This is a genomic window from Micromonospora inyonensis (assembly GCF_900091415.1).
In the GTDB taxonomy this organism is placed as follows: Bacteria; Actinomycetota; Actinomycetes; order Mycobacteriales; family Micromonosporaceae; genus Micromonospora; species Micromonospora inyonensis.
Window position 1 is genome coordinate 806,719 of record NZ_FMHU01000002.1, and the last position, 12,676, is coordinate 819,394.

Genomic DNA, 12,676 nt, shown 5'->3' on the forward strand with positions numbered 1-12,676 from the left:
GGGGCGTCCGCCGGATCCGACGGACGCCTCGGGGCGTCTGCGGGCCGGGGTGTCGGCCGGTGACCGCCGGGTTCAGACGCGGTGCACGCCGACCAGGGTGGCGGTCCGGTCGTCGGGGAGGCGTTCCTCCAGCACCCGGCGGCGCTGGTAGCAGGCGTGCAGCATGCGGCGGTCGTCGCCGGGGCGCGGTGGCGCGCTGACGATGCCGACGTGGTGGATCCCGCTGCCGTTCCGGGCGAAGAAGTACAGGTCGCCGACGCGTTCGGTGCCGAACTCCACGGGCGTGGTCGCGGCGGCCTGCTCCCCGGCGTCGCGGGGCAGCCGGACCCCGAACCGCCGCCAGGCCAGGTGCACCAGACCGGAGCAGTCGATCCCGGCGGGGGACGTGCCGCCCCAGATGTAGACGACGTCGCGGAGGCGCTCGGCGACGGCGAGCACCTCCTCCGGGGCCGGGGGGTGGGTCGGCAGGGGGACGGTGTGGTGGTCGGGGAGCCAGAGCGGTTCGGGATGCCCGGGGGCGTGTACCGGTCGCCAGCCGTCGACGGCCGGACCGGCGGGGGTGAGCCGGGTGCCGAGGACGACGCCGGAGATCCGGACGTCGCCGTGCGGGGTGGCGTGCAGGGCGGTGACGGTGGCGTCGACGACCAGTGGGTCGGTGGCGTCGACGACCAGCGGGTCGGTGACGGCCGGGGTGCCGGTGGGCGCGGCGGCGAGCTGGCCGGTGGGCAACCAGCCGGGGTAGCCGCGTGGGTCGAGGTCGACGGCGGGCTGTTCGACGGCGACGACCCGCACCCAGCCGTGGGGGCCCGTCTCGGTGACCAGCACCTCCTCGCCGAGCAGCAGCTGGCTCAGGACGCAGTCGCCGACCTGTTGGTCGGTGTCCATGCCGGCGATCCAGGCCGCGGTGTCGACGTGCGCGCCGAGTGCGGGGGCGTCGATCGGGCGGACCGCTTCGGGGCCGCTCCAGAGGGTCGCTACGCCGACCCGGACGACGGCCCGCTGGCCGGCTCGCAGTTCCACGTGCACTCCCAGGCGTCGGGGGGCGTTGCGGTGACCCTATGAAAGATTCCGACGGTCATCAAGCACGTGGCTGAATCTTTGCTTCATCGATGCCCTTCACGCCGAGACCGGGTGCGTCGGGGAGCACCACGGTCGCGCCGTCGTACCGCATGCCGCCGCGCACCGGCGACCAGGCCAGCCACCAGGCAGCGTCGAGGTCGGGCACGACGGTGGTGCCGTAGGCGGCGACCAGGCTGGCGGCGGCGCCGACGCCGATCTGGCTCTCCATCATCGACCCGACCAACGTGCCGACGCCGTGGGCGGCGGCCAGGTCGAGCAGGGCACGGGCTGGGCGCAGTCCGCCAGCCTTGGCGAGCTTGACGTTGACCAGGTCGGCGGCGCGGCGGCGGATCACCTCGACCAGGTCGCGCGGCCCGAAGACCGACTCGTCGGCGAGGATCGGCACGTCCACCCGGTCGCTGACCCAGGCCAGCCCGTCCAGGTCCCAGTGGGCGACGGGCTGTTCGACCAGTTCGACGTCGAGCCCGGCGTCCTCGATGCCGCGGATGACCCGGACCGCCTCGCGGGGCGTCCAGCCCTGGTTGGCGTCGAGGCGGATCCGCACCCCGGGGCCCACCGCCGCGCGGACCGCGCGGACCCGGTCCAGGTCGCCGGCGGCGTCGGTGCCGACCTTGAGCTTGAGCACGGTGAAGCCGTCGGCCGCGCGGTGCCGGGCGGTGGCGGCCAGGTCGACCGCGTCCCCGGCGGAGACGGTGACGTCGGTGGGCACGCGCCGCCTGGTGCCACCGAGCAGCCGCACCAGGGGTACGCCGAGACGGCGGGCGGCGAGGTCGTGCAGGGCGGTGTCGACGGCGGCCTTCGCCGCCTCGTTGCCGGCGACGGCGCGCTGGATCTCGGCGCAGCGGGCGTTGGGGTCGTCGGCGTCGCGTCCGGCGATCAGCGGGCCGAGCATCTCGTGGACGCAGGCGCGGGAGCCGTCGATCGACGCGCCGGTGACCTGCCAGACCTGCGGGGCCTCCCCGAACCCGGAGCGGCCGTCCTCGTCGACGACCTCGACGACGAGGGTCTCGACGGTGGTGGTGCGGCGCAGGGCGGTGACGAAGGGGGTGTGCAGCGGGGCGGAGAGTCGGTGGGTGCGGACAGCAGCGATCGACATTGCGGCACCCTATACGGACGGACGCGGGTAGGGGGGGCCGGATGACGGTGCGGGAGTGGGAACTGGTGGGCGCGCCGAACGCGCGGGACCTGGGTGGTCTGGTGGGCGCGGACGGGCGGCGGGTGCGGGCGGGGCTGCTGCTCCGTACGCCGGCGTTGGGGCGGCTGACCGACGAGGACCTGCCGGTGCTGGCGACGCTGGCCCCGGCGTGCGTGGTCGACCTGCGGTATGCCGCCGAGATCGCGCAGGCTCCGCCGGACCGGCTGCCCGGTGGGCCGACGGTGGTGCACCTGCCGGTGCACGACGCGGCGCACCCGGTCTTCACCTACGTCTCGGCGCTGCTGCTCGGGCATGACCTGGAGGCGTACGGGGCGTTGGCGGAACGGGGCACCCCGGCGGCGATGGCGGCGATCTACCGGTGGTTCGTGACCGGGGAGTCGGCGCGGCGCGGGTTCGGTGCCGCGCTGCGGCTGGCTGCCGACCCGGCGAACCTGCCGCTGGTGTTCCACTGCTCGGCGGGCAAGGACCGCACGGGCTGGCTGGCGGTGGTGCTGTTGACCGTGCTGGGGGTGGACGGGGCGGCGATCCGCGCCGACTACCTGCGGCACAACGAGTTGACGGTGAGCCTGCGGGAGGTGCTGCTGGAGGCGATGCGGCGGCGTCGGCCGGAGCTGGACGTGGACGCGGTGCGGCCGGTGCTGGAGGTCCGGCCGGAGTACCTGGACGCCGCCTACGACGAGGTGGCCCGGGTGCACGGGTCGTTCGAGGCGTACCTGCGCGACGGGCTGGGCGTGACCGACGAGCTGGTCAGCGCGGTGCGGGCGAACCTGCTGGAGTGAGCCGGGCGGCCCAGCCGGTGACGATGAGCGCCTGCCCGAGGCAGTAGGTGGCCATCACCCACACCCCGTGGCCGGGGAGCTGGCCGACGTCGGCCACGCCGGTGGCGATGATCAGGCCGGACAGGAGGAAGAGCCCGCCGCCGAGGGCGACGCGGGGGCCGTGCGCGGCGGCGGTGGTGGCCATGGTGGCCAGCGCGACGGCGTAGCCGGCGACGGGCAGGGCCAGTCCGGTGTCGGTGAGGCCGGGCCACATCCAGGCCAGGGCGGCGGTGGTGGCGACGGCGTACCCGAGCGGGATGGCGACCAGTGGCGGGCGGAGCAGCCGCCGGGCGGCGCCGTGGCGGGTGAACGCGGTGATGTAGCACAGGTGCGCGCCGAGGAAGAGCGCCATGCCGACGAGGAACGCGGCGGTGCCGTCGACGAGGAGGGCGATGTCGCCGCCGGTGGAGAGGACCAGAGCGGCGAGGACCAGCCGGTCCGGTCGCCGACCGTGGGCGGCGGCGGCCAGGGTGAGGTACGCGGCGAGCGCCGGGATCAGCAGCGGTTTGCTGAGCAGGACGCCGAGGCGGTGGTCGGTGGCGACGGCGGTGAGGTTCGCCACCGTCAGGACGGCGAAGACGAGCAGCGGCAGCCGGTGGTGGCCCAATTGGGGCTCCTGGTGGGGGTGGGGAGCGGGGTGGGGTGGCGGCCGGGCCGGTCGCCGGCACCGGGTCAGGGAGCGGGGCGCAGGTCGTGGCGGGCGGCCCAGACCCGGGCGGAGACGTCGGCGAGCAGCCGGCAGGCGTCGGTGTCGGTGAGGTCGGTGGTGGTGCAGACGGCGAGCACGTACGGGGGCGCGTCGTGGGGGAGGACCACGCCGACGCCGTGCCGCACGCCGGTGACCCAGCCGTTCTTGTGGGCGATGGGCACCCCGGCGGGGAGTCCGGCGGGAAGGTCTTCGCGGAACTCCTGGGCGCACAGCACGTCGAGCATGGTGGCGCAGCTGGTGGGGGTGGCGACCGGGCCGGGGCGGGTGGCGCCGACGGCGAGCGCGCCGAGCAGGGCGGCGAGGTCGGCGGCGGTGACCAGGTTGGTGATGCCGGCGGCGCGGGCGGCGGAGTCCTCGATGCCCCGCCGGGTGACGCTGTGCCGGGCGCCGGCCAGGGTCCAGACGTCGGCGACGGCGGGGAACCCGACATGGCCGAGGAGGATGTTGGTGGCCAGGTTGCTGGAGCGGACGATCATGCGCTCGGCGAGCCAGCGCAGCGGGGCGGTGCGGTCGAGGCGCTGCCAGACGGCGTCGTCGTTGTCGTAGTCCGGGGTGAGGCGGAAGCGCGGCCCGTCGGGGTGGGCGGACGGGAAGTCGTTCTGCACCGGCACCGCCGTGTCCGGGTCGAGGGTGCCGGCGTCGGCGGCCCGGTAGAGGGCGGCGAGGACGGCGACCTTCATGGTGCTGGCCGCGTAGTGGGGGGTGTGCGCGGCGTGGGTCCAGGTGGGGTCGGCGCCGGGGCGACCGACGTGTGCCGAGACGGTGCCGGGCACAGCCGCCAGGCGGGCGTCGAGGTCGTCCCAGGTCATGGCGGTGACCGTAGCCGATGGCCGGCGGGTCGCGGGGGCCGGCGCGGCCCCCGCGACCGGTGTCTCAGCCGGCGTGCTTGCGCCGGGCGGCCATCCGGCCGCGCTGGGTCTGGTCGAGGACGACCTTGCGGATGCGGACGGCGGCCGGGGTGACCTCGACGCACTCGTCCTCGCGACAGAACTCCAGCGCCTGCTCGAGGGAGAGCTTGCGGGGCGGGATGAGCTTCTCGGTCTCGTCGGCGGTCGACGAGCGCATGTTGGTGAGCTTCTTCTCCTTGGTGATGTTGACGTCCATGTCGTCGGAGCGGGAGTTCTCGCCGACGATCATGCCTTCGTACACCTCGGTGCCCGGCTCGACGAAGAGCTGGCCGCGCTCCTGGAGGTTGGTCATGGCGAACGCGGTGACCGCGCCGGCGCGGTCGGCGACCAGGGAGCCGTTGTTGCGGGTGCGCAGCTCCCCGAACCACGGCTCGTAGGACTCGAAGACGTGGTGCAGGATGCCGGTGCCCCGGGTCTCGGTGAGGAACTCGGTGCGGAAGCCGATCAGGCCGCGCGCCGGGACCAGCCACTCCATCCGGATCCAGCCGGTGCCGTGGTTGACCAGCTGCTCCATCCGGCCCTTGCGGGTGGCGAGGAGCTGGGTGATCGCACCGAGGTAATCGTCGGGGGCGTCGATGGTGAGCCGCTCGACCGGCTCGCAGGTCTTTCCGTCGATCTCGCGGGTGACCACCTGCGGCTTGCCGACGGTCAGTTCGTAGTTCTCCCGGCGCATCTGCTCGACCAGGATGGCCAGGGCCAGCTCGCCACGGCCCTGCACCTCCCAGGCGTCCGGGCGCTCGGTGGGCAGCACCCGCAGTGACACGTTGCCGACGAGTTCCTTGTCCAGGCGGTCCTTGACCATCCGGGCGGTGACCTTGGCGCCCTTCACCCGGCCGACCAGCGGGGAGGTGTTGGTGCCGATGGTCATCGAGATGGCCGGCTCGTCGACCGTGATCAGCGGCAGCGGGCGGGGGTCCTCGGCGTCGGCGAGGGTCTCGCCGATCATGATCTCGGGGATGCCGGCGACCGCGATGATGTCGCCCGGCCCGGCGGAGTCGGCGGGCTTGCGCTCCAGGCCCTCGGTCATCAGCAGCTCGGAGATGCGGACCCGCGCGGTGGTGCCGTCGGTGCGGCACCAGGCGACGGTCTCGCCCTTGCGGATGGTGCCCTGCCGGACCCGGCACAGCGCGAGGCGGCCGAGGAACGGGGAGGCGTCGAGGTTGGTGACGTGGGCCTGGAGCGGGGCGTCCTCGTCGTACGTGGGCGGCGGGATGGTGTCGAGCAGGGTGCGGAAGAGCGGTTCGAGGCTGTGGCTGTCGTCGGGGACGGCCCCGTCGGCGGGCTGCGTGAGGGAGGCGATGCCGTCGCGGGCGCAGGCGTAGATGATCGGGAAGTCGATCTGCTCCTCGTCGGCGTCGAGGTCGAGGAAGAGCTCGTAGGTGTCGTCGACGACGTCCTTGATCCGCGCGTCCGGGCGGTCCACCTTGTTGATCACCAGGATGATCGGCATCCGCGCCTTCAACGCCTTACGGAGCACGAAGCGGGTCTGCGGCAGCGGGCCCTCGCTGGCGTCCACGAGCAGCACCACCCCGTCGACCATGGTCAACCCACGCTCGACCTCGCCGCCGAAGTCGGCGTGGCCGGGGGTGTCGATGATGTTGATGGTGACCGGGCCGGAGCCGTCCGCCGGGAGGTAACGCACCCCGGTGTTCTTGGCGAGGATGGTGATGCCCTTCTCCCGTTCCAGGTCCATCGAGTCCATCACCCGCTCGGTCGTCTCGCCACGGGCGCCGTAGGCGCCGGCCTGCCGCAACATGGCGTCGACCAGCGTGGTCTTGCCGTGGTCGACGTGGGCGATGATGGCGACGTTGCGGAGGTCGGTGCGAAGCTGCATGGTTTCCATCCTCTCGTCCGCCGGATCAGGGGCGGCGTCGGGGTCACCCCGGAGCGGGCCCGGATTCCCCGTGAAACTCCTGTCACACTCGGTACAGGTGCTGGCATGCTGACCGTCGTGTGTCGGGGGCCTGAGTGCACGATCTGGTGAACCTGCTGCAACACCTGCCGGCCGAGCTGATCTACCTGGCCGCGGCGTTGATCGTCGCCGGGGAGACGGCGCTGCTCGTCGGCCTGGTCGCGCCGGGCGAGGCGACGCTGCTGCTGGTGGGCTTCCTCTCGTTCACCGGCACGTTGCGCCTGGGACCGGCGATGCTGGTCATGATCACCGCCGCGGTGCTCGGGGACACCCTCGCCTACCGCTCGGGTCGGCGGTACGGCCCCCGGCTGCGCGCCTCCCGCTGGGGTGCCCGGGTCGGTCCGCACCGGTGGGGGCGTGCCGACGCGATGCTGGAGCGGCTGGGCGGGCGGGGGGTGCTCGCGGCCCGCTGGGTGGCCTTCGCCCGCACCCTGGTGCCCCGGCTGGCGGGGGCGGCGGGGCTGCCGTACCGCCGGTTCCTCCCCTGGAACGTCGGTGGCGTGGTCACCTGGGTGGGTGGTTCGGTGCTGGTCGGCTACCTGGCCGGCGAGTCGTACGAGACGGTCTCGGCGTACCTGGGGCGGGCCACCGGCGCGGTGCTGGTGCTGGCCGGGTGCGTGCTGGCGATCGTGCTCGCCGGCCGCTGGCTGGGGCGCAACCCGGACCCGGCGCGGGCGCTGTTCGACCGGGCGCTGGCGGTGCCGCCGCTGAGCTGGGTGACCCGCCGGTACGGCATCCTGCTGTTCCTGCTCGGCACCCGCATCGGCGCCATCTGGGCGTTGCTGCTGAACGTGACGGCCGGGTTGGCGCTGCTGTTCGGTGCCGGGCTGGTGATCGCCTGGCTGCTCGGCGCGGTCGTCCGGCACAGCGGCCTGGCCTCGGTGGACGCGGCGATCGCGCAGTGGTTCGCGTCCCGGCGCACCCCGGGGGCGGTGGACGTCACCCTGGCCGTGGTGTCGGCGTTCCGGGGGCCGGTGCTGATCCTGGTGGTCGCACTGGTCGCCGGGGTGCTCGCCTGGCGGCGACGGACCTACCGGGCGGACCTGCTCGGCCTGCTCGGGACGGTGGGGGCGTTCGTGCCGCTGGTGGTGCTGGCGGTGGTGACCGATCTCACCTCGCCGTCGGAGGCATTGCTGTTCCCCACCCAGATCGCGGTGGTCTCGGCCGGCTTCTGCACCCTGGCGTGGCTGCTGGCCCGGGGTGCCCGCTGGCCGGTGGCGGTGGCCGGGTGGACGGGCGCGGTCGTCGGCAGCGCCGGCATCGGTCTGGCCCGGCTCTACCTGGGACTGAGTTCGGCCAGCGGGGCGGTCAGCTCGGTCCTGCTGGGGGTGCTCTGGACGGTGGTCTTCGTGGTCGCCTGGGCCACCCACGACCGTGCCCAGCGCACCGAGGCGCTGGCCCCCGCCCCCCGCCCGCCCGAACCGGCCGGTCCGGCCGTTGTGGACGGTGCCCACGCCCCACCCGTCGACGGCCGTGCCGTGCCGTCCTCGCCGGCCGGTGGCGACGAACCCGGCCCGCTCGCGTACGGGACATCCGGACGGCCGGATGGCTGCTAGGATGCGGCCTCGACACGGGGGGAAGGGTGGGGGCATGCGGGTGTTCGCGCCGTCGCCGACGGCGAAACCCGCCCCGAGGCGCACCGCCGGGCCACGGGCCACCCCGTAGCCGCCGATCGAGACGAAGGTGCCGCCACCGCCGCCGAAGCCCGCCCCGAGCGGATGCCAGCCGACGTACTCCGGCACCCAGGCCAGCCGTGCGCAGGTGAAGTCGGCGCTGGCCGACGCGGCGGCGCGCACGTACTGGCCGACGTCGGCGCCGGACATCCGGATTCCGCTGAACCTGGTCAAGGCCACCGCCTGGCAGGAGAGCGGCTGGCAGTCGAACATCGTCGCCTGCGACGGCGGGATCGGGCTGATGCAGGTGATGCCGGGTACCGCGGACTGGATGAACCAGCGCTTCGGCCAGTCGTACGACGTGCGCGACTACCGGGACAACGCCTACCTGGGTGGCACGTACCTGGCGTGGCTGACCAAGTACATCGGCGACATGTACTTCGACGCCGACTACCGGCTCGACGCCGACCTGTGCTCGGCCGAACTGGACTCCTGCCTGCTCAACGCGGTGATCGCCGCGTACAACTACGGCCACCACGCGGTCGCCCGGGAGGGCGAGCCGCTGACCGTGCCCAACCCGGGGTACGTGCGCAACGTGCGGGCGCTGATGACCGAGTGCGTCTGCCTGGACTACTGACATCCGGGCGAACAATGGCGTGAACTCCGGGTGGCCGTGAGGTTGCCGACGTCGATCGGTATGGCGAGGATCACGGGGGCGGTCGGTGTCCGCTGACCGACCCGGCGACGAAGGAGTCCCCTCATGTCCGACGTGAACCGGCGTGGTCTGCTGCGCGGTGCGGCCGTGGTGGCCGGCGGCGCGGTCCTCGGTGGTCCGTTCCTCGGGTTCGTGGCCCGTGACGCCGCCGGTGCGGCCGGCCGGCGGCCCCGCCCCCGTCCGGCTCTCGAACCGGTGGCCGACCTGCGGGACGGCAAGGTGCGGCTCTGGCTGCCCGACGGTTTCCAGTACCGGTCCTTCCACGACACCGAGTCCCCGGTGACGCTCGACGACGGCACCGTCCTGCCCGGCCGGCACGACGGCATGGGCGCCTTCCCGGGGCCGGGGGGCACCGTGCGGCTGGTCCGCAACCACGAGATCAACGGGCCCGTTCCGGCCTTCGGTGACGCCGCCGAGGCGTACGACCCGATGGCCCGGGCGGCACCACCACCGTCGAGGTGACCCGGTTCGGTGAGGTCCGGCGCTCCTGGACCAGTCTGAACGGCACGATGATGAACTGCTCCGGCGGGCGGATGCCGTGGGGCAGCTGGATCACCTGCGAGGAGACGGTCAACGGGCCGGACGTCGGCCCGGACTACACCGGCGCGCCGAACGTGTCGCTGACCAAGCGGCACGGGTTCGTCTTCGAGGTGCCCGCCGACGGGCGCGGCGACCGGCAGCCGGTCACCGCCGCCGGCCGGTTCTGCCACGAGTCGGTGGCGTACGACCCGCGCGGCGGGCACCTCTACCTCACCGAGGACAACTTCGGCTACGCCTCCGGCTTCTACCGGTACACCCCGCCGCAGGACCCGATGCGGACCGGCCGGCTCGCCGACGGGGGCCGGTTGCAGATGCTGGCGGTGCGGGGGCGGCCCAACCGGAACCTGGCCGCCGCGCAGCGGCGGCACGCGACGTACCGGGTGGAGTGGGTCGACGTCGACGACCCGGCGCCGGCGTTCCCGTACACGCCGGGGCAGCCCGCGCCGACCAGCAACGACACCGCGCTGACCCACGTCGCGCGGCAGGGCTGGGCGCAGGGGGCGGCGTACTTCTCCCGCCTGGAGGGGGCGGTGTACGACGACGGCGTCGTCTACTTCACCTCCACCCAGGGCGGTGGCGCGGCGGAGACGTCCGTCGGGCCGATCGTCGACGGTTACGGCAACGGGCACGGCCAGGTGTGGGCGTACGACTGCCGGTCGCAGGTGCTGCGCCTGGTCTACGAGTCGCCCGGCCCGGACGTGCTGGACTTCCCGGACAACGTCACCACCAGCCCGCGCGGCACGCTGGTGGTCTGCGAGGACAACACGTCGGACAACTTCATCCGCGGGCTGACCCCGCGCGGGGACCTGTTCGACATCGCCCTGAACCGGCTGACCAGCAGCACCGGTGCGGACCGGTCCAACGACGAGTTCGCCGGGTCGACGTTCAGTCCGGACGGGCACACCCTGTTCGTCAACATCCAGGCAAGCCGGGGGATGACCTTCGCCATCTGGGGCGACTGGGCCCGGCTCGGGGTCTGACGGGCCGCACCGGGTGGCCGGCTCTCCTCCGCCGTCCACCCGGTGCGGGGTCAGTCCCGGGCGGGCACCGGTGCCCGGTCGGTGGCGGCGTCGGCGGCGGGTTCCCGGCGGATCCGCCCCGGCCACCAGAACCGGTCGCCGAGCAGGAACGCCAGCGAGGGCACCAGGACCGTGCGGACCAGCAACGTGTCGAGCAGGACACCGACGCAGACGATGACGCCGATCTGGGTGAGCAGGATCAGTGGCAGGACGCCGAGGACGGCGAAGACCGCGGCGAGCAGCACCCCGGCGCTGGTGATGACCCCGCCGGTGACCCGCAGCGCGGAGAGCATCCCGTCCCGGGTGCCGGTCCGCCGGGCGTCCTCCCGGGCCCGGGTGACCAGGAAGATGTTGTAGTCCACCCCGAGGGCCACCAGGAACACGAAGGCGATCAGCAGGACACCGCTGTCCAGCGCCGGGAACCCGAGCACGTGGTCGAAGAGCAGCCACGCCCCGCCGAGGCTGGCGAAGAACGACGCCACCACGGTCAGCACCAGCAGCAGCGGCGCGAGCAGCCCGCGGAGCAGGGCCACCAGGACCGCGAGGACCAGCAGCAGGATGATCGGCAGGATGAGCCGCCGGTCCCGGTCGTCGGCCCGGTCGGAGTCGTACGTCGCGGCGACCGTGCCGCCGACCACCGCGCCGGAGAACCCCCCGACGCCGTCGACGACCGGGGGCGCGGAACCGGGCACGGCGGCGACCGCGTCCCGTAGCGCCTCGACGGCGCGGTCGGAGGCGGCCGTGCCGGGTTCGGCGTCGAGCACCACGTCGACCTGGGCGACGGCCTGCCCGGCGTCGCCGGGGCGGGCGGAGGAGACCCCCGGTACGGCCGCGGCGGCCTCGGTGACCGCCCGCACCGCGCCGGGGGCGGTGAGGACGGCGACCGGTTGGGTGGCACCGGCCGGGAAGGCGCCGGCGAGGGTCTTCGCCCCGGCGACCGCCTCCGGTTCCACCCGGAACTGCTCGGTCTCGGACAGGCCGGTGCGGATGCCGAGCCCGCCCAGCGCGAGGCCGGCGAGCAGGAGGGTGGCCAGCGCCGCGACCGGCAGTGGCCGGCGGATGACCGCCTCGCCGAGCCGGCCCCACAGCCGGCCCTCGCGGGCCTCGCCACCGACACGGGGCACGAACGGCCAGAACAGTCCCCGGCCGAAGATCAGCAGCGCGGCGGGGAGGACGAGCAGCGCGGAGAGCATGGCGAACACCACGCCGGTGGCGCAGGCCACCGCGAGCGCCCGGTTGGTCTCCTGCTCGGACAGCAGCAGGGTGAGCACCCCGAGCACCACCGTGCCGCCACTGGCCAGGATCGGCTCGGCGGTACGGCGCAGGGCGGCCCGCATCGCGGCGAACCGGTCGGCCTCGCGACGCAGTTCCTCCCGGTAACGGGCGATGAGCAGCAGGGCGTAGTCGGTGGCGGCGCCGAAGACCAGCACGCTGGCGATGCCGGTGACCTCGCCGCTCTGGAGGTTGATGCCGACCGCCGGGACGATGGTCTCGATGGCCCGTATGGTGGTCTGTTCGGTGGCGGCCACGATGGCCAGCGGCACCAGCCACAGGAACGGGCTGCGGTAGGTGATGAGCAGCAGCACCGCCACCACACCGGCGGTGACCGCGAGGAGGGTGACGTCCGCGCCCTCGAAGACCTGGCTGAGGTCGGTGGCGAAGGCGGGTGCCCCGGTGACCTCGGCCCGCAACGGGTCGGGCAGGCCGGTCAGGCTGTCGCGCAGGTCGCCGACGCGCGCGGCGACGGCCTCCAGGCCGTCGGTGGTGGACATCGGCACGGCGAGCAGGGCCACCGTGCCGTCCGGGGAGACCTGCGGTGGGGCCATCCGTCCGCCGACGGCGAAGCGGCCCAGGTCGCCGACGGCCCCGGTGACCCGGTCGCGGTCGGCCCCGGTGAGCGGGCCGCCGTCGGCGCGGCTGACCACCACGATCGCCGCCTGGACGTCGCGGGACGGCAGTTGGTCCTGGAGGCGTTCGGCCTGGGTGGACTCCCACTCGGCCGACAGGCCGGTGGCGGAGACGGGGGCGGGATTGTCGGGTCGGGGGAGACCGAAGACGGTTCCGGCGATCACGATCGCGGCCGCCACGGTGAGCCACGCGGCCAGTCGGCTGCGGGCGACGCGGGTGAAGACGGACATCGGGCTGCCTCACGGTCTCTTAACGGGTAAATTCTCAGCCACCAAGTATCTTGATGGCCGAGATTAAC

General features: G+C 73.9%; 9 protein-coding genes and 2 pseudogenes. 5 read left to right on the plus strand and 6 right to left on the minus strand.

Features of this window, described 5'->3' with window-relative positions; all coding sequences use genetic code 11:
* Positions 1–72: 72 nt before the first annotated feature.
* On the minus strand, positions 73–1,020 hold the full coding sequence (locus GA0074694_RS18610; RefSeq protein WP_091463379.1) for a C40 family peptidase: 948 nt from the start codon (positions 1,018–1,020) through the stop codon (positions 73–75).
* A gap of 58 nt (positions 1,021–1,078) precedes the next feature.
* Positions 1,079–2,176 (minus strand): mandelate racemase/muconate lactonizing enzyme family protein, encoded by a 1,098-nt coding sequence (locus GA0074694_RS18615; RefSeq protein ID WP_091460130.1) that lies wholly within the window; start codon positions 2,174–2,176, stop codon positions 1,079–1,081.
* Positions 2,177–2,217: 41 nt separating this feature from the next.
* On the opposite strand from GA0074694_RS18615, the gene GA0074694_RS18620 reads away from it, so the two are divergent.
* On the plus strand, positions 2,218–3,015 hold the full coding sequence (locus tag GA0074694_RS18620; protein ID WP_091460132.1) for a tyrosine-protein phosphatase: 798 nt from the start codon (positions 2,218–2,220) through the stop codon (positions 3,013–3,015).
* Here the strand turns inward: GA0074694_RS18620 and GA0074694_RS18625 are convergent.
* The 3 genes from GA0074694_RS18625 to typA form a co-directional block, all read right to left on the minus strand.
* Positions 2,984–3,661, minus strand: coding sequence for a lysoplasmalogenase family protein (locus GA0074694_RS18625; protein ID WP_176738003.1), 678 nt, complete (start codon positions 3,659–3,661; stop codon positions 2,984–2,986). The genes GA0074694_RS18620 and GA0074694_RS18625 overlap by 32 nt on opposite strands.
* A 65-nt stretch (positions 3,662–3,726) precedes the next feature.
* Entirely contained in the window at positions 3,727–4,572 is an 846-nt protein-coding gene (locus tag GA0074694_RS18630) for a serine hydrolase (protein WP_091460138.1), read from the minus strand.
* Positions 4,573–4,636: 64 nt separating this feature from the next.
* Positions 4,637–6,505 carry a translational GTPase TypA gene (gene typA, locus GA0074694_RS18635; protein ID WP_091460140.1) on the minus strand — a complete coding sequence of 623 codons (1,869 nt, stop codon included), beginning with the start codon at positions 6,503–6,505 and terminating at the stop codon, positions 4,637–4,639.
* Between the two features lie 134 nt (positions 6,506–6,639).
* On the opposite strand from typA, the pseudogene GA0074694_RS18640 reads away from it, so the two are divergent.
* From GA0074694_RS18640 to GA0074694_RS18650, 4 genes and pseudogenes are all read left to right on the plus strand, one after another.
* Positions 6,640–8,040, plus strand: a pseudogene (locus tag GA0074694_RS18640) (DedA family protein); the annotation flags it as partial.
* Positions 8,021–8,833 (plus strand): annotated as a pseudogene (locus GA0074694_RS18645) (lytic transglycosylase domain-containing protein). The pseudogenes GA0074694_RS18640 and GA0074694_RS18645, both read left to right, overlap by 20 nt.
* Positions 8,834–8,956: 123 nt before the next feature.
* Positions 8,957–9,373, plus strand: coding sequence for an alkaline phosphatase PhoX (locus GA0074694_RS32285; RefSeq protein WP_218105727.1), 417 nt, complete (start codon positions 8,957–8,959; stop codon positions 9,371–9,373).
* Positions 9,370–10,431: a PhoX family protein gene (locus tag GA0074694_RS18650; RefSeq protein ID WP_218105728.1), complete on the plus strand. Its 1,062-nt coding sequence runs from the start codon at positions 9,370–9,372 to the stop codon at positions 10,429–10,431. Before GA0074694_RS32285 ends, GA0074694_RS18650 begins: the two co-directional genes overlap by 4 nt.
* Before the next feature lie 50 nt (positions 10,432–10,481).
* Here GA0074694_RS18650 and GA0074694_RS18655 read toward each other — a convergent pair whose 3' ends face one another.
* Positions 10,482–12,608: an MMPL family transporter gene (locus GA0074694_RS18655; protein ID WP_091460146.1), complete on the minus strand. Its 2,127-nt coding sequence runs from the start codon at positions 12,606–12,608 to the stop codon at positions 10,482–10,484.
* Positions 12,609–12,676 lie beyond the last annotated feature (68 nt).